General features: G+C 68.1%; 14 protein-coding genes and 1 pseudogene. 4 read left to right on the top strand and 11 right to left on the bottom strand.

All coding sequences use genetic code 11. From position 1 onward, the window contains the following. Positions 1-10: 10 nt before the first annotated feature. The gene (gene dctA / locus GJG85_RS32925) at positions 11-1342 is read left to right on the top strand and encodes a C4-dicarboxylate transporter DctA (RefSeq protein WP_124630190.1); all 1332 of its coding nucleotides are present in this window, start codon (positions 11-13) and stop codon (positions 1340-1342) included. A gap of 24 nt (positions 1343-1366) precedes the next feature. On the opposite strand, the gene GJG85_RS32920 is transcribed toward dctA, so the two are convergent. Both GJG85_RS32920 and GJG85_RS32915 read right to left on the bottom strand, forming a co-directional pair. Next, complete coding sequence (locus GJG85_RS32920; protein WP_204384519.1) at positions 1367-2149, bottom strand: substrate-binding domain-containing protein; 783 nt, start codon at positions 2147-2149, stop codon at positions 1367-1369. A 61-nt stretch (positions 2150-2210) separates the two neighbouring features. Continuing rightward, positions 2211-3506 (bottom strand): MFS transporter, encoded by a 1296-nt coding sequence (locus GJG85_RS32915; protein ID WP_089490404.1) that lies wholly within the window; start codon positions 3504-3506, stop codon positions 2211-2213. A gap of 334 nt (positions 3507-3840) precedes the next feature. Here GJG85_RS32915 and GJG85_RS32910 point away from each other — a divergent pair, with 334 nt between their 5' ends. After that, entirely contained in the window at positions 3841-5349 is a 1509-nt protein-coding gene (locus GJG85_RS32910; protein WP_050016892.1) for a GGDEF domain-containing protein, read from the top strand. Between the two features lie 110 nt (positions 5350-5459). Here the strand turns inward: GJG85_RS32910 and GJG85_RS32905 are convergent, their stop codons facing one another. Continuing rightward, entirely contained in the window at positions 5460-6359 is a 900-nt protein-coding gene (locus tag GJG85_RS32905; protein WP_050016890.1) for a LysR family transcriptional regulator, read from the bottom strand. Between the two features lie 110 nt (positions 6360-6469). Here GJG85_RS32905 and GJG85_RS32900 point away from each other — a divergent pair, with 110 nt between their 5' ends. Both GJG85_RS32900 and GJG85_RS32895 read left to right on the top strand, forming a co-directional pair. Beyond that, the gene (locus tag GJG85_RS32900) at positions 6470-7333 is read left to right on the top strand and encodes an NmrA/HSCARG family protein (protein WP_176015959.1); all 864 of its coding nucleotides are present in this window, start codon (positions 6470-6472) and stop codon (positions 7331-7333) included. A gap of 43 nt (positions 7334-7376) precedes the next feature. Beyond that, a pseudogene (locus GJG85_RS32895) lies at positions 7377-7529 on the top strand (cupin domain-containing protein); the annotation flags it as partial. A 42-nt stretch (positions 7530-7571) separates the two neighbouring features. On the opposite strand, the gene GJG85_RS32890 reads toward GJG85_RS32895, so the two are convergent. From GJG85_RS32890 to GJG85_RS32855, 8 genes are all read right to left on the bottom strand, one after another. Continuing rightward, positions 7572-8456 carry a GNAT family N-acetyltransferase gene (locus GJG85_RS32890; protein ID WP_235356281.1) on the bottom strand — a complete coding sequence of 295 codons (885 nt, stop codon included), beginning with the start codon at positions 8454-8456 and terminating at the stop codon, positions 7572-7574. Between the two features lie 81 nt (positions 8457-8537). Further along, positions 8538-9725, bottom strand: coding sequence for a M20 aminoacylase family protein (locus GJG85_RS32885; protein WP_050016884.1), 1188 nt, complete (start codon positions 9723-9725; stop codon positions 8538-8540). A gap of 69 nt (positions 9726-9794) precedes the next feature. Then, positions 9795-11252 carry an aldehyde dehydrogenase family protein gene (locus tag GJG85_RS32880; protein WP_089490407.1) on the bottom strand — a complete coding sequence of 486 codons (1458 nt, stop codon included), beginning with the start codon at positions 11250-11252 and terminating at the stop codon, positions 9795-9797. Further along, entirely contained in the window at positions 11249-12526 is a 1278-nt protein-coding gene (locus GJG85_RS32875; protein WP_124630184.1) for an FAD-binding oxidoreductase, read from the bottom strand. Before GJG85_RS32875 ends, GJG85_RS32880 begins: the two co-directional genes overlap by 4 nt. Before the next feature lie 133 nt (positions 12527-12659). Beyond that, a complete protein-coding gene (locus tag GJG85_RS32870; protein WP_050016878.1) occupies positions 12660-13985 on the bottom strand; it encodes an FAD-binding oxidoreductase in 1326 nt (441 codons plus the stop codon). Positions 13986-13987: 2 nt separating this feature from the next. Further along, positions 13988-14722 (bottom strand): cupin domain-containing protein, encoded by a 735-nt coding sequence (locus tag GJG85_RS32865; protein WP_089490408.1) that lies wholly within the window; start codon positions 14720-14722, stop codon positions 13988-13990. A gap of 121 nt (positions 14723-14843) precedes the next feature. After that, entirely contained in the window at positions 14844-15275 is a 432-nt protein-coding gene (locus GJG85_RS32860) for an AraC family transcriptional regulator (RefSeq protein WP_050016963.1), read from the bottom strand. A 23-nt stretch (positions 15276-15298) separates the two neighbouring features. Beyond that, complete coding sequence (locus GJG85_RS32855) at positions 15299-16633, bottom strand: FAD-binding oxidoreductase (RefSeq protein ID WP_080334362.1); 1335 nt, start codon at positions 16631-16633, stop codon at positions 15299-15301. Positions 16634-16659: the final 26 nt, after the last annotated feature.

The raw sequence follows: 16659 nt of genomic DNA, 5'->3' as shown, positions 1-16659 counted from the left end.
AGGCTGCATCGTGAGGTGGACCCGGCTGTTCAAATCGCTGTACGTGCAGGTCCTGCTCGCGATGATGCTCGGCATCGGCATCGGTCACGTGTGGCCGGCGGCGGGCGCGATGCTCAAGCCGCTCAGCGACGCGTTCGTCGCGCTCGTGAAGATGACCATCGCGCCGATCGTCTTTTGCACGATCGTGTCGGGCATCACGTCGCTGTCGAACGGGCGGGCCATCGGCCGCACGATCGTGCGCGCACTGGCGCTTTTCTATCTGTTGACGGCCGCCGCGCTCGCGTTCGGGCTCGTCGTCGCCTACGTGCTGCAACCGGGCGCCGGCATGCATATCGACGTCCGTCATCTGGATGCGAGCATCCTCGCGCCGTATGCGAAGCATGCGGAGCCGCGCAGCCTCGTGGCGTTCGCGCTCGGCATGATTCCGGACACGATGCTCGGCGCGTTCGCCACCGGCGAAGTGTTGCCGGTGCTGCTGCTGTCGCTGTTGTTCGGCTTCTCGCTGAATGCGCATCCGCGCGCCGCCCGGCCCGTGCTGGCGCTGATCGACGGCATCGCGCAGATCGTGTTTCGCGTGCTCGCGATGATCATGCGGCTCGCGCCGCTCGGCGCATTCGGTGCGATGGCGTTCACGGTGGGCCGCTTCGGGATCGGCTCGGTCGGCTCGCTCGCGAAGCTGATGGTGTGCTTCTACGTGGCCTGCGCGCTGTTCGTCGCGCTGGTGCTCGCCCCGCTCGCGCGACTGCACGGATTCGCGCTGTGGCGGCTCCTGCGCTACCTGCGCGAAGAGTTGCTGATCGTCCTCGCGACCTCGTCCACGGAGCCGGTCCTGCCGCGCCTGATCGTCAAGCTGGAAGCGCTCGGCTGCGACAAGGGCGTCGTGGGGCTCGTGCTGCCGGCCGGCTATTCGTTCAATCTGGACGGCACCGCGATCTATCTGACACTCGCGGCGTTGTTCATCGCGCAAGCTTGCGACGTCCCGCTTTCCGCGCCGCAGGTCGCGACGATGCTCGCGATCATGCTGGTCACGTCGAAAGGGGCGGCCGGCGTGTCCGGCAGCGGGCTTGTCGCGCTGGTCGCGACGCTCGCCGTGATGCCCGACCTGCCGGTCGCCGGGGTCGCGCTGCTGGTCGGCATCGACCGCTTCATGTCGGAGGCGCGCGCGCTGACCAGCGTGATCAGCAACGCGTGCGCGGTGATTTTCGTGTCGGTGTGGGAAGGTGCGTGCGACCGCGCGCGTCTGGTGCAGCGGCTCGCGGCGGCCGGGCCGGCGTTGCCGGACGCGGCCGATGAAGACAGTGCCGCGGCAGACGGCGGCGGGAGTGACGGGAAGACGGTCTGATCGGCGCCTTCCCGTCGATCGGGTTCAATGCGCGGAAACGGAATCCAGGCCGGTCGACTTCACGTCGGCCTGCACGTCGGGCGACGCAAGATAGTCGAGCAGCGCCTTCGCTTCCTTGGGGTGCTGCGCGCCGACCGGGATGCCGGCGGCGAAGCGCGTGACGGACTGCAGCGATTCGGGGATCTTGCCGACGAAGGTCGCGCCCTTGACGGGCAGCAGCTCGCTGACCTGCTGGAAGCCGATTTCGTAGTCGCCGTTCGCGACGACCGACGCCACCGGAATCCGCGGGATCATCTTCGCCTTCGACTTCACCTGTTCCTCGATCCCGAGCTTCTTGAACAGTTCGCGTTCGATATACACGCCGCTCGCGCTGTCCGAATAGGCGATCGATTTCGCGTGCAGCAGCACCTGCTTGAGGCCGTCGGCGGTGCTGATGTCGGGCTTGGCCGCCCCGTCGCGCACGACCATGCCGATGCGCGAGTCGGCCAGATCGACGCGCGAGTCGGGGATGACCTTGCCCTGCTTGATCAGATCGTCGAGCGCGTAGCCGACCATGATCACGGCGTCGGCCGGCTCGCCGCGCGCGAGCCGGTTCGGAATCGCTTCGGGCGACTTGCCCATCGACGGGCCGAGCGCGGTCGCGAGCGTATTGCCCGTCGTGGACGCGAACCGCGGGCCGAGCACCTTGTACGCGGCGGTGAAGCCGCCCGAGCTCATCACGTGCAGTTCGGCGGCCTGGACGGTGGCCGCGACCGCCGCGGTGGCGACGAGCGCGGTCGCGCAGTATTTCAGGAACAGGTTTCTCATGGTCGTGTTCGTGGTCGTGCGGATGCGTGGGTGGGGATGAACGTTCCGGATCGGCCGGACATCAATGCGCGGGCGTCAACGTCGCCGTGCGGTGACGATACAGCGCGAACGTCGCGAGCAGCGCGCACACGGCGGCGAAGCTCATCCAGTAGCCCGGTGCGGCCTTGTCGCCCGTCGCGTGAATGAGCGCGGTCGAGATGGCCGGCGTGAAGCCGCCGAACACGGCCGTCGCGAGGCTGTACGCGAGCGAGAAGCCCGCGACGCGCACCTGCACCGGCATCACTTCGGTGAGCGCGACGATCATCGCGCCGTTGTAGATCCCGTACATGAACGACAGCCAGAGCAGCACGAGCAGCATGTTGACGAACGACGGCGCGTGAGCGAGGAACGACAGCGCCGGATACGCGGTCACGACGGTGAGCATCGTCATGCCGACCAGCAGCGGCCGGCGGCCGATCCGGTCGGACAGCGCCCCGCCGATCGGCAGCCACACGAAGTTCGACACGCCGACGCACAGCGTCACGAGCAGGCTGTCGGCGGTGCTCAGATGCAGCACGGTCTTGCCGAAGGTCGGCGCGTAGACGGTGATCAGATAGAAGCTCGTGGTGGTCATCGCGACCAGCATCATGCCGGCGATCACGACGCCCCAGTTCTGGACCAGCGTACCGAACACTTCCTTCATGCCCGGACGATGCTTGCGGGCCTTGAACTCCTGGGTTTCCTCCAGGTTGCGGCGCAGCATGAAGATGAACGGCACGATCATGCAGCCGACGAAGAACGGCACGCGCCATCCCCAGGCGCCGATCTGCGATGCGCTCAGCCACTGATTGAGCGCGAAGCCGAGGCCCGCCGCGATGACGATCGCTACCTGCTGGCTGGCCGATTGCCAGCTCGTGAAGAAGCCCTTGCGGCCCGGCGTCGCGAGCTCGGCCAGATAGACCGACACGCCGCCCAGTTCCGCGCCCGCGGAAAAGCCCTGCAGCAGCCGGCCGATCAGCACGAGCACGGGCGCGAGCAGCCCGATCGTCGCGTAGCCCGGCACGAACGCGATCAGGATGGTGCCGCTCGCCATGATCGACAGCGTGACGATCAGCCCCTTGCGGCGGCCGACCTCGTCGATGTACGCGCCCAGCACGATCGCGCCCAGCGGGCGCATCAGGAAGCCGGCGCCGAACACGGCGAAGGTCATCATCAACGATGCGAACTCGCTTTGCGCGGGGAAGAAGACGTTGGCGATCTGCGTGGCGTAGAAGCCGAACAGGAAGAAGTCGAACTGCTCGAGAAAGTTGCCGGCCGTGACGCGAAAGATCGCGGCGGCCTTCGAGCGTTCGGCCGGAAGGCTGGACGAGGGGTGCATCTGGGTGTCTCCTGAAAATCCTGGAATACGCGGGAGGGGCTGGTCGATTGTCGTTTTCCGGCATGTTGGCGCGGTATCGATCAAACGATAAGTGCGATTTTTGGAAGGATTGATGCAGTGTGGTTATCAATCGACGTGATTTGCACGGGTCCGGGGCCGCGCCCGGGCCGTCTCGCCGCATGGCCGCGTGGCCGCACACGTTTGCGTCGTCGCGTCGGGCCGTGGTCGTCGACGGGCAGCCATGCCGGCCTCGATTTTTTGTTAACCGTGCCGTTAACGGGAATTGGACCCGCGCCGGCGCAAGTGCAGCCGGCATCTCAACACGAGCGCGAGCATGCCCGCATTCACTTCGATCGAGAAAATCGCCGACTGGGCCGGACGCCACCCGTTCGTCGTCGGCGCGTTGGGCACGCTGATGTCGCTTGCGGCGCTCGCGATCAGCGCGGTGACGCTGTGGGTCGCGCGCAGCGAAGTCGTCGAGCATGCGCACGAGACGTCGCGCAACGTCGCGGCCGTGCTCGCGAGCCAGATCGCGAGGACGGTCGAAACGTCGAACAACGCGCTGATCGCGCTGGCGGCCGACCTCGGCAAGCCGGCCGTGCAGCGCATGGACGCCGGGTTGCGGCACGACCTGCTGTTCGAGCGCACCGCCGCGCTATACGTGACCGGCATGGGCGTGACCGACAGTCGCGGCCGGCTGATCGACGGATGCTGCAGCACGACCCACCGGTGGGACTTCGCCGATCGCGACTACTTCAAGGTCCATCGCGATGCGGACAACGTCGGGCTCTACGTCTCCCAGCCCTATCGCGCACGCTCGCGCGGCGGCAAGGAATCCATCGCGCTGTCGCGACGCATCGAGCGGCCGGATCATGCGTTCGACGGGATCGCGGTCGTCGCCGTCGATCTCGCCTACTTCGAGCAGTTGCTGTCCCGCCTCGATGTCGGGCCGAACGGGGTCAGCGCGATCGTGCGCGCGGACGGCACGATCCTCGCGAGAAACCCGTCGTTGAACGAAGGCCAGATGAACCTCCTGCGTCGCTCGACCTCCTTCAAGCGGATGGTAAACAGCGAATCCGGCTTCTATCCCGCGCGTTCGAGCATCGACGGCATCGTGCGGTTGTATACCTACCAGCGGATACCGGGCACCCCGTTGATCGCGGTCGTCGCGCCGGCCGAACACGACGTGCTGGCCGGCATCCGGCGCCTGTCGTGGACGGTCGGCGTGTCGGCATCCGTGATCTGCGCATTGTTCGGTGCGGTGGTCTGGCTGCTGGCCTTCGCGTTGCGCGACAATTTCCGCAAGCAGACGCTGCTGACCGATCTCACGCGTACCGATCCGTTGACCGGATTGCGCAATCGTCGCGCGCTCGATACCGCGCTGGCCGACGAATGGGAGCGGCTGCAGCGCGGCAGCGGCGGCACCCTGTCGGTGCTGTTCATCGACGCCGATCACTTCAAGCAGTACAACGACCGGCACGGGCATGCGCAGGGCGACACCGCGCTGCGCTTTCTCGCCGAATGCATCCGCGCGCATACGCGGCGGCGCGGTGACCTCGCCGCGCGCTACGGCGGCGAGGAATTCGTCGCGGTGTTGCCCGATACGGATGAAAGCGGCGCCGCGCGGGTCGCCGAAGCGATTCGCCGCGAGGTGGAACGCAACCGGCTCGACGGGTTTGCGGAAACCGTTCCGCCTTTCACCGTCAGCATCGGCTGTGCGACCGGCCGGCGCGCGCGGCACGCTTCCATGCACGCGCTGTCGCACCAGGCGGACATGGCGCTCTACCGCGCGAAGCGCGAAGGCCGGAACCGCGTGTGTTGCGCGCAGCCCGAGCCGGCGTGAACGCGGCGGTTCGGATCGGGACGGACGGCGGCACATGCGCTGCCGATCGCGACGGCATTCCGCTCAGGACGTCGCGACAACGCGCGTGCGCTGCCGCAATCATGGCCGTTTCACTGTCCGGGTTCGATATACGCGGCCAGTTCTTCCGGCTCACCTGACGGAAACGCGTCCTTCAGGTGATCGAGAAACGCGGACACGCGCGTGCTCAATAATCGCCTGGACGGATACAGCGCCCACAGCGCGATATCGGAACCCGGCACGTCGCCCCAACTGACGAGCGTGCCGGCGGCCAGGTCGCGGCTCACCAGTGACGCCGGCAGGCACGCGGCGCCCAGGCCGAGGCGGACCGTATCGCGCACCATGCTCAGCGACGACAGCCGTGCCACGGGGTCGATCGGGATGCGCGCCGTCCCGGCCGGCCCGGCGACCTCCCAGGCAGTGCGCGTGTCGTTCGCGCCGCGCACCACGGCCGGTGCGGGCGCGTCGCCGCCCGGCCGCGGCAGTTCGGGCCGCGCGACGACGACCAGCCGGTCGCGCAGGAACACGCGCCCGATCAGGCTCTCGTCGGGGTCCGGGTTCACGCGGATCACGAGGTCGTACCCTTCCTCGATCATGTCGACGGGCCGGTCTTCGGTCGTCACCTCCAGCCGGACGTCCGGGTATCTCAGCGCGAACGTCGCCACCAGCTTGCCCATCGCGAACTGGGAAAACAGCATCGGCGCGCTGATGCGCAGCCGGCCGCGCGGCCGCTCGCTCCCCGCTGCGATCGCCGATGCGCTGTCGGCCAGCTCCGCGAGCAGCGCGCCCGTCCGCTCGTAGAGCGCGCGCCCTTCCTGCGTGAGCTTCACGCCGCGCGAGCCGCGCTCGAACAGACGCAGCGACAGGCTGTTCTCCAGTTCCGCGACGCGGCGCGACAGCGTCGCCTTCGGGCGATCCGCGACCCGCGCAGCCTCCCCGAAGCTGCCATGGCGGGCGACGAGATTGAAATCGGCGAGAGCGAGCAGGTCCATGTGTTCCACCAGTGAGACGATATGTCTATTTATCACATCTTCCGGATCATAGGTGGATCACATAACTTACGTGGGCAGTCAATCCCATCGTTATCTCAGGAGTGAACATCATGACCATTCTCGTTACCGGCGCCACCGGCCGTGTGGGCCGCCAGGTCGTCCGTCAACTCGTCGATCGCGGCGCCGACGTACGCGTGCTGGTGCGCGATCCGGCCAAGGCCGATTTTCCGGCGGCGGTGACCGTCGCGCAGGGCGACATGCTCGACGTCGACGCGCTGCGGGCGGCCTTCTCCGGCGTGCGCACGCTGTTCCTGCTCAACGGCGTGGCGGGCGACGAATTCACGCAGGCGCTGATCGCGCTGAACCTGGCCCGCGAAGCGGGCATCGAGCGCGTCGTCTATCTGTCGGTCCTGCACGCCGACCGCTTCGTCAACGTGCCGCACTTCGCGGTGAAATTCGGCGCCGAGCGGATGATCGAGCAGATGGGCTTCGGCGCGACGATCCTGCGGCCCGCGTATTTCATGGACAACGAATCGATGGTGAAGGACGTGATCGTCGGGCACGGCGTGTACCCGATGCCGATCGGCGGCAAGGGCGTCGCGATGGTCGACGTGCGCGACATCGCGGAAGTCGCGGCGATCGAGTTGATCCGCCGCAACGATGCGCCGGGCAAGCTGCCGGTCGACACCATCAACCTGGTCGGGCCCGACACGCTGACCGGCACGCAACTGGCGTCGATCTGGTCGGACACGCTTGGCCGCCCCGTTGCGTATGGCGGCGACGATCCCACGCCGTTCGAAGACAATCTGGCGACGTTCATGCCGAAATGGATGGCGTACGAAATGCGGCTGATGGCCGAGCGCTACGTCAGCGACGGGATGGTGCCGGAGGCCGGCGACGTCGAGCGGCTGACCGCGATCCTCGGCCGCCCGCTGCGGACGTATCGCGACTTCGTGGCCGCGCTGGCGCGTTGAGCGGCGTCCCGGGCGATGCCGAGCGCTTACACCCGTCTACTGGATGCACGTCGTGCCGCGCGGCACGCGGCACAACCCGGTCGCCGACGATGAATGCTGGATCGTGCTGATCGAGCCCGTGCCGACGCGGCACACCGGAGACGTGCAGTCGCCGTTGACCCGCGCGATCGACGAGCAACTGGGCCGGACGCACTGACGTCACCGCAGCGCGAGGCAAGCCCGCGCGTGCGGCCGAGGACTACAGCATCGCCTGACTGACGAGTGCGTACTGTCCGCAGACGGGGTCGGCCGGCCCTTCGTGCGCCGACGCCGGCGCGTTGCGCACCATCTTCGAACACGTATCGACCCGCGCCAAACCCTGTTCGGCCAGCCAGTCCGGCAAGCCGGTCCCGTCCGGCACATCGATGCGGACGAATTCGCCTTCCCGTTGCGTCAGCCAATGGCTGACGAGCGCCTTCGCATACGCATCGTCGCTCGCGCGCGGCGCCGCCACCGGACCGATCACGTCGCCGCGACCGAAGCGCCGCAGCACCGAAAACGCGACCACCTCGCCATCGCGTTCGAGCACGACGCTTTCACCGCGCTGGAACAGCGCGGCCATCAGCGCATCGCGCTGGAGGCCGGACGCGCGTGCGTCCAGCTCGACGAGGCGCGGCCAGTCGGCCGGCGATCCTGCCCGCAGCCGCACGCCTTCGGGCAGGACCACGTCGGCCGGCTGCACCACGTTCCCCTGATACTGGCTCAACGATCCGCACACGTTGAAACCCAGCTTCTCGTACAGCGGCCGGCCGGCCGGCGTCGCATGCAGAAACGTGATGCGCGGCCCAAGTTCGTCGATGAGGATCTCCATCAGCTTGCGGCCGATGCCTCGCCCCTGATGCGCGTCGGACACGATCACATGCCCGATCGCGGCGCGATCCGCACCGTACTTCCAGCACATCGCCGTGCCGATCACCACGCCGTTTTCCTCGGCCGCGAATGCGGTCGACGTGTCGGCGGAAAACTGCCAGTCTTCCGCCCTGAACGGCCAGCGAAGCGCCACCGAGAGCGCGTGGGCCGCGGGGACGTCCGCGGCGGTGAAGCGCCGGTAGCGAAGCGCCGGCATCGTGTCGGAATCGTTCATCTCGTTTTCCTGTTTCATCAAGCAATCGTTACAAAAGTGTCGTCGTGCGCCACGGCCCGACTTCAATGCCGGCTTCGCGCATCATCGCGATCGCGCGAAGTAATGCTGCGCCAACGCGACCCAGTACCGGACGCCGGCCGGAATGATGTCGTCGTTGAAGTCGTATTTCGGGTGATGCAGCGCCGGTGAGGCCGCGCCGTCCTTCGCATTGCCGATCAGCACGTACGCACCCGGCCGTTCCTCCAGCATGAAGCCGAAGTCCTCGGACGTCATGTTCGGCGGCACGTCGCGCTCGACGCGCGCCTCGCCGAACGTATCGCGAATCACCGCTTCGCACAGCGCCGTCTCGGCCGGCGTGTTGACCGTCGCCGGGTAGTACTGAAAAAACTCCACGTCGACCTGCGCGCCATAGGCCGCCGCGAGCCCTTCGCACGCGAGCCGCACGTCGCGCTGCAGCTTCTGCTGCAACGCCGACGACAGCGTGCGGATCGTGCCGCGCAGCTCGGCGGTGTCCGGAATCACGTTGTCCGTCGTGCCCGCATGGAACATGCAGACGGAAATGACCGCCGGGTCGACAGGGTCCTTGTGCCGCGCTGCGATGGTTTGGCACTGCAGCACCATCGAGCACGCGAGCGGCACCGGATCGATGCCCAGATGCGGCTGCGCCGCGTGCGCGCCCTTGCCCGTCACCGTGATCCTGAAGCGCGAGCCCGCGGCCATGATCGGGCCGGTGCGCAACCCGAAATGCCCGGCCGGCAGACCGGGCCAGTTGTGCATGCCGAATACCGCTTCCGTCGGGTATTGCTCGAACAGCCCGTCGTCGATCATCTTGCGCGCGCCCGCGCCGCCCTCTTCGCCCGGCTGAAACACGAAATGGACGGTGCCCGGCAACTGCGGCAGTTCCTTCAGCACGCGTGCGGCGCCGAGCAACATCACGGTATGGCCGTCATGGCCGCACGCATGCATGATCCCGTGCGTGCACGACGCGTGCGCGAAGTCGTTGGCTTCGTGGATCGGCAACGCGTCCAGATCGGCGCGCAGCACGATGCCGCGGCGCGGATCCGCGCCGGGCAGGCTCGCGACGACGCCCGTGCCGCCGAGCCCGCGCGACACCGCATAGCCGAGCGCCTCGAGCTCGCGGGCGACGACGTCCGCCGTCCGGTGTTCTTCGAATCGCAATTCGGGATGCGCATGCAGATCGCGGCGCAGCTTCGCCCAGTGCGCGTGATGCGTTTGCAGCGATGTGTCGGGAATCACGGGGTTGTCCAATTTCGGCACCTTCGGAATGTAGCGGGCTTCGAACTGTACTGCCGGCGCGAATCGCGCGCAGCGACTGCGTCAGTCGTAAAAGCCGACGATCGACTTGATCTCCATGTACTCCTCCATCCCTTCGATCCCGTACTCGCGGCCGTTGCCCGACTGCTTGTACCCGCCGAACGGCGCCTGAGGGTCCCATGCCGGGTAGTTCAGATGCACCTGCCCCGCGCGGATGCGGGCGGCCACCGCGCGTACGCGGTCCTTGTCGGTGCCCTGCACGTGCGCGCCGAGCCCGTAGACCGTATCGTTCGCGATCGCGATCGCTTCGTCGACGGTGTCGTAAGGCAGGATCGCGAGCACCGGGCCGAAGATCTCCTGCTGCGCGATCGCCATGTCGGTGCGCACCTCGGAGAAAATCGTCGGCCGCGCATAAAAGCCGCGCTCGAGACCCGCGGGCCGGCCGGGGCCGCCGGCGATCAGCTTCGCGCGTTCGTCGATGCCCACGTCGATCATCTGCGCAACCCGCCCGAACTGTGCGCGATTGGCCAGCGGCCCGTGCGTCGTGGCCTCGTCGAACGGATCGCCGACGACGAGCGTTTGCATCGCCGCGACGGCCAGTGCCTCGACCTCGCCGAGCACGGCGCGCGGCACGATCATGCGGGTCGGCGCGCTGCACGACTGCCCCATGTTGCGGAACGCGGCGGCCACGCCGGGCGGGACCGCACGCGACAGGTCCGCGTCCGGCAACACGATGTTCGGCGACTTGCCGCCCAGTTCCTGCGCGACGCGCTTGACGGTCGGCGCGGCCGCCTGCGCGACGAGCACGCCGGCGCGCGTCGAGCCGGTGATCGACACCATGTCGACCTCCGGGTGCGACGAAAGCGCCGCGCCCACCGTTTCGCCGCTGCCGCTCACGAGGTTGAAGACGCCGGCGGGCACGCCCGCGTCGACGAGCACTTCCGCGAACAGCAGCGCGCTGAGCGGCGACAGCTCGCTCGGCTTCAGCACCACTGTGCAGCCGGCCGCGAGCGCCGGCCCGACCTTCGCGGTGATCTGGTAGATCGGCCAGTTCCACGGCGTGATCAGCGCACACACGCCGATCGGCTCGCGCGCGACCGCGGTCGTTCCGCGCCGCTCGATGAACGGGTAGCGCGCGAGGTTGTCGCGTGCGACGCGGATATGTTCGGCCGCGAGCGGCACGTGCGCGGCACGCGCATAGCCGATCGGTGCGCCCATTTCCATCGCGAGCGCGGCGGCGAACAGTTCGGCGCGCTCCAGCATCAGCGCATGCACGCGGTCGAGCAGCGCCGCGCGTTCCTGCGGCGACGTCGCGGACCAGCGTTCGAACGCGCGGCGCGCGGCCTGCACCGCGCGGTCGGCGTCGCGCGCACTGCCGAGCGGGATCTCGCCCAGCGTGTCCTCGGTGGACGGACTGACGACTGCGAACCGGTCGCTGCCGTCGGGCAACACCCAGTCGCCGTCGATGAAGAAACGCTCGAGCCGGCCGGCTTGCATCAGGTGAACAACAGGGGAATTCATTGAAAAGAGTCCTTGAGTCGATACCAGGCGCCGACGAACGGCAGGAACCACGGTTTGCCGAAGTGACCCGGAATCGCGGGCCAGTCGAACCCTTTCCACGGGTTGAGGTCGGCGCGTCCGTCCATGATCTCGGCCATCAACGTGCCCATCAGCGTGGCCATGTGCGTGCCGTGGCCGCTATAGCCCATCGAGTAGTAAACGCCGTCTCGCTCGCCCGCGCGCGGCAGCCGGTTGGCCGTCATGTCGACCATCCCGCCCCAGCAGTAGTCGATGCGTACGCTGGCCAGCCCGGGAAACACGGCGGCCAGTTGACGCCGCAGGATCGCGCCACTCTTTTCGTCCGAACGCGGATTCGACGTCGCGAACCGCGCGCGGCCGCCGAACAGCAGACGGCCGTCGGGCGTCGTCCGGAAGAAGTTGACGAAGTTCTTCGTGTCGGTGGCCATCCGGCGTGTCGGCAGCAGGCGATCGAGCAGCTCGCGCGGCAACGGCTCGGTGACGATGATGAAGGCGCCCACGGGCACGACCCTGCGGCGAATCCAGCCGAACGGCCCGACGTGCGAAATGCCGCTCGCGAGCAGCACCTGGCGCGCACGGATTTCGCCGAGCGGGGTGCGCGCCGCATAGGTGCCGCGCGTGTCCCGCTTCAATTCCAGCACCGGCGCCTGCTCGACGATGTGCGCGCCGCGCGCCTGCGCAGCGCGCGCCAGGCCGCGTACGTAACGGCCGACATGCATCCCCGCGCTCTTGCCGAACAGCAGCCCGCCGTGATAACGATCCGAGCCGATCTCGTCGCGCAGCTCGGCCTTCGTCACCAGGCGCGTGTCGGGGTCCACGCTCGCCGCGAGCAATGCCTGGCTGCGCGCGAGCTTGTCGTAGTGCTCGGGCTTCGCCGCGAGCTTCAGCTTGCCGGTGCGGGCGAAATGGCAATCGATCGACTCTTCTTTCACGAGCCGCTCGACCGTGTCGACGCCCGCGTCGAACGCCAGATAGAGCCGGTTCGCCAGTTCCGTACCGAGACGTTGCGACAGCGACGCGTAATCCTGCGCGAAGCCGTTGTTGCACATGCCGCCGTTGCGGCCCGACGCCGCCTGGCCGACGGTGCCCGCCTCGCAGACGATCACGCGCGCGCCCTTCTTGGCCAGCGCCAGCGCGGCGGCCGAACCGGTGATCCCACCGCCTACCACCAGCACGTCGCAGCTGCCGTCGGGCAATTCCGGCGAGTGGCTCACGAATGGCTCCGACGTATCGAGCCAGTACGAACTGAAACGCATCACGCACTCCCAAGCTGTCGCATCGCACTGACGGACCGGCGAACGTTCGCCGCACCGATCCGGCCGCTCGCGGGCGGTCCGGCTCGATGCGCGTCGTACTCAGGCGACCGCTCATCCATGTAACGGCGTTGCATCAAAAATCGGCGACCTTGCCCCACGCGGACTCGCTGAACCGTCCGGGCCGGTACGGCGCCGGGTCCACGAAAGGTTGCGCACCGGATGCGAGATCGGCGATCAGGTGCCCGGCGCCCGGGCCGATCCCGAAGCCGTGACCCGAAAACCCCGCCGCGAGGATGAGCCCCGGCACGCCCGGCACTTCGCCGATGCCCGGCACGCCGTCCGGCGTGCTGTCGACGAACCCGGCCCACGCGTGCGTGATCTTCGCTTCGCGCAGTTCGGGCAGCAGTTCGGACGCGCGTCGGTACGTTTCGGTGATCGTCGGCATGTCGGGCTTCGGATCGAGAATGCGTACGGCTTCCATCGGCGTCGGCGCGTCGAGGCGCCAGCGCTTCAACGTTTCATGGCCGCCACGCACGCCTTCGAGGCCGCCCGGCAGCAGATTGCGCCAGCGTTTCGCGAACATCGGCACGAATTGCGGCGCGAAGCGCAGGAACTGCGGCGTCAGGTCCACGCGCGCGCGGCCGCTGATCGCCAATGCGTAGCGTCCGTCGCTGCGGCGCGTGATGGACACGCCGGACGTGTACATCGCATCCGGCAACGGCGTGTCGACGGGCGACACGCTCAGGATCGACTGACGGATCGACGCTTGCGGAAAGCGAATGCCGAGCTGGCGGCAGAACGACGACGCCCATGCGCCGCCGGCCATCACGGCCGTTCGCGTCTTGATGACGCCCGCCTCGGTGACGACGCCCGCGACACGGCCGCCTTCGAGCTCGATGCCGCGCGCCGCGCAGTGCTGGTGAACACTGCCGCCCAGCTTGATCAGCGCGGCGGCCACGGCCGGCGCGGCCTTGCCCGGATCGGCCGTGCCGTCGGTCGGCGAGAACACGCCGCCCTTCCACTGCTGCCCGGTCGCCCGTCCGCGCTCGGCGGCCTGCTTGCTGTCGAGCATGTATGTGGTCACACCGGCGGTCTTCGCGAATTCGCCCCAGCTGGCCCAGCGGGACAGCTCGGCCTCGTCGTTGCTGAGATACAGCAGCCCGCAGCGATGAAAGCCGGTGTCTTCTCCGGATTCGGCGGCGAATCGTTCCCACAGATCGATGCTCTTGCTCGCCATCGGCAACTCGCGCGCATCGCGGTTCTGCTGGCGGCACCAGCCCCAGTTGCGGCTCGACTGTTCGGCGCCGATGCGCCCTTTCTCGACGAGCGCGACCGATATGCCGCGGCGGGCCAGATAGTAGGCGGTGAAGACGCCGATGATGCCGCCGCCGATCACGACGACGTCGGCCGCGGCCGGCGGCGTGGACAAGGTTTCGATATGGCGCAGCGGAGGGGACATGCTCAGTCTCGTTCGGTGGAGGGTTTGACGTTCTGCATCACGTAGAACTTCGCGACGCGTTCGCTGCTTTCCCACCCGATCGACGCGCCGCGCGGCACGAACAGCGCGTCGCCGGTGCCCAGCGACTGCACGCTGCCGTCGGGCGCCGCGAACCGGACGCCGCCGTCCAGCAGGAACATGAACTCGTTCGCGCGATGCGGCCGGACGATCCGGTGATACGGCGTCGAATCCCACGTGCCCGCGCAGTACCCGGCGCCGTCGTCGGTGAACACGTTGTCGCTGCGGCATTGCGGCGCGGGGCCGAGCAGCACCTCGGCCGGCAGCGTGGCGGACGGTTTGAAGTTCGCGTCGGCGTGCAGCGCGAAGATGCCGCGTTTCGTCGGTGTCTCGCACGTTGCCGCGCAGAACATCAGCAGTACCGGCGATGCCGCGGCGATACGCAGCGCGGTGCCGCAGCCGATCACGGCGCCTTGCCCAGGGCCGACCACCAGCGGTGCGGCCCCGGGCGCTTCGAGCGTCAACTCGCCCTGGACGACGACGAGGGTTTCGATGTGCGGAAAGCTCGGCACATCCAGTTCGCCCACGAAGCCGATGCGCCCCGCGGCCATCGCGTCGGGGCCTTCCCACGCGATCTCGCGATGCGACGCGAACGGATCGCTCGCGCCGAGCGCCTGCTTGCTGAATGCGGTGGAAGACGGTGCGCCGTCGGCCCGGTGCAACACGAAAACTGCGGTCATTTCTGCTCCTGTGCAGTGCGTGACGGATTCGTTCGAAAGCGGTCACGCGATATCGGAAATCGTCGTTCGCCGGCTCGCCTGCCGGAAAATCCTCAGCGGGGCATGTCGTCCATACGTGTGCTTACGCCGCGTGACACGATGCATCGCGGCGTTCGGCGCGCATGCGCGTCGATGGCGCTCGCACCGGTGCGCCGCCCGTACGGGCGACCATGTAATCGCGCGGCGTGATCCCGAGCACGCGCCGGAAATGCCGGCACAGATGGCTCTGATCGAAGAAGCCGACGTCGGTCGCGACGACCGACGGCGCGAGACCGGCGCGCAACAGGTCCTGCGCCCGCCGTATCCGCACGAGACACAGATACCGGTGCGGCGACAGCCCGGTTTCGCTGCGAAAGCGCGCGGTGAAGCGCGACACGCTCAACCCGGCCACCGCCGCGAGCGTGTCGAGGTTCAGCGGCTGCGCGAACGACGCGTCGATCGTGCGCAGCACGTCGCCGATCGCCGGCGACACGGGCCGCGCGACACGCGGCGAGCCAACGAATTGCACTGTCATGTCGAATTCTCCCGGCGCGCGCTTCAATGCAGGAAATCCTGCATCCGGTAATACGCGCCGACGAGCGGCAAAAACCACGCGTGCCCGAAATGGCCGGGTATCGCCGGCCAGTCGAGCTCGCGCCACGGGTTCGACGCGGCCGCGCCATACAGCACGTCGGCCATCACGCGGCCCATGTGCACCGACATCTGCACGCCGTGGCCGCTGTAGCCCATCGAGTAATAGAGCCCGTCGTGCTGGCCCGCGCGCGGCAGCCGGTCGGCGGTGATGTCCACCAGCCCGCCCCAGCAGTAGTCGAGCCGCACGCCGGCCAGTTCCGGGAAGTAGCCGGCCATGCCGGCGCGCAGGACGTCGCCGCTCTTCGCGTCGGAGCGCGGGCTCGACATCGCGAAACGCGCGCGGCCGCCGAACAGCAGCCGGTTGTCGGGCGTCACGCGGAAGTAGTTGCCGATCTGGCGCGACGTCACGTAGGCGCGGCGATGCGGAAACAGCCGGTTCAGCTGCGCATCCGGCAGCGGCTCGGTCACGACGATGAAGCTGCCGACCGGCGCGATGCGTCGCCGGAACCACGCGAACGGCCCGTGCTGCGATGCGCCGGTGGCGACCAGAACGCGGTCGGCAACGATCGTGCCGCGGGTGCTGGTGATCCGGTGGCGCTCGCCGTCGAGCCGGTCGATCTGCGTGACGGCCGCGTGCTCGACCACGCGTGCGCCGGCCCGCACGGCCGCTTGCGCGAGGCCGACGCCGAACTTGCCCATGTGCATCTGTGCGCCGTTGCGCTGCAGGAGCCCGCCGTAGAAACCGTCGGATGCGATTTCGTCGCGGATCCGCGACGGTTCGATCAGTTCGATATCCGGATCGACGTCGCGCCGCAATGCGTTGAAGGTCTTTTCGAGCCCCGCGAAATGCTGTGGCTTCGCGGCGAGCTTCAGCTTGCCGGCGCGCCGGAAATCGCAATCGATCGCCTGTTCGGTCACGATCGTCTCGACGCTCTTCACCGCGCTTTCGTATGCGAGATAAAACTGCTTCGCCTGCGCGGCGCCGATGCGGGCGGCCAGCGACGCGTAGTCCTGCGCGACGCCCGTATTGCACTGGCCGCCGTTGCGGCCAGACGCTTCGCCCGCGACCTGCGCGGCTTCGAGCACGACCACCGAAACGCCGCGCTGCGCGAGCGCGAGCGCCGCCGACAAACCGGTGAACCCGCCGCCGATCACGACGACGTCGGCCCGCCCTTCGACGGGGCCAACGCTTCCGGCGCGAAACGCGGGGCGGGTATCCAGCCAGTACGATTCCAGTTTCATCGGATCCTTCTCGAGCATTTCCGCAACGACGATCGGCGACCGTTCAATGAGAATCATTTAATCACCGTCAAAAACCGCAGTTG

The sequence above is a fragment of the Burkholderia sp. MS389 genome (genome assembly GCF_016899425.1).
GTDB classification, from domain to species: Bacteria; Pseudomonadota; Gammaproteobacteria; order Burkholderiales; family Burkholderiaceae; genus Burkholderia; species Burkholderia sola.
Note: the sequence above shows the minus strand (reverse complement) of the source record. Positions and strands in the feature narration are given on the sequence as shown.

Excerpts from the sequence above, each read along its gene's own strand:
- GJG85_RS32920 (WP_204384519.1), bottom strand. The coding sequence starts at position 2,149 with ATGAGAAACCTGTTCCTGAAATACTGCGCGACCGCGCTCGTCGCCACC.
- GJG85_RS32915 (WP_089490404.1), bottom strand. The coding sequence starts at position 3,506 with ATGCACCCCTCGTCCAGCCTTCCGGCCGAACGCTCGAAGGCCGCCGCG.
- GJG85_RS32910 (WP_050016892.1), top strand. The coding sequence starts at position 3,841 with ATGCCCGCATTCACTTCGATCGAGAAAATCGCCGACTGGGCCGGACGC.
- GJG85_RS32905 (WP_050016890.1), bottom strand. The coding sequence starts at position 6,359 with ATGGACCTGCTCGCTCTCGCCGATTTCAATCTCGTCGCCCGCCATGGC.
- GJG85_RS32900 (WP_176015959.1), top strand. The coding sequence starts at position 6,470 with ATGACCATTCTCGTTACCGGCGCCACCGGCCGTGTGGGCCGCCAGGTC.
- GJG85_RS32890 (WP_235356281.1), bottom strand. The coding sequence starts at position 8,456 with ATGAACGATTCCGACACGATGCCGGCGCTTCGCTACCGGCGCTTCACC.
- GJG85_RS32880 (WP_089490407.1), bottom strand. The coding sequence starts at position 11,252 with ATGAATTCCCCTGTTGTTCACCTGATGCAAGCCGGCCGGCTCGAGCGT.
- GJG85_RS32875 (WP_124630184.1), bottom strand. The coding sequence starts at position 12,526 with ATGCGTTTCAGTTCGTACTGGCTCGATACGTCGGAGCCATTCGTGAGC.
- GJG85_RS32870 (WP_050016878.1), bottom strand. The coding sequence starts at position 13,985 with ATGTCCCCTCCGCTGCGCCATATCGAAACCTTGTCCACGCCGCCGGCC.
- GJG85_RS32865 (WP_089490408.1), bottom strand. The coding sequence starts at position 14,722 with ATGACCGCAGTTTTCGTGTTGCACCGGGCCGACGGCGCACCGTCTTCC.
- GJG85_RS32860 (WP_050016963.1), bottom strand. The coding sequence starts at position 15,275 with ATGACAGTGCAATTCGTTGGCTCGCCGCGTGTCGCGCGGCCCGTGTCG.
- GJG85_RS32855 (WP_080334362.1), bottom strand. The coding sequence starts at position 16,633 with ATGATTCTCATTGAACGGTCGCCGATCGTCGTTGCGGAAATGCTCGAG.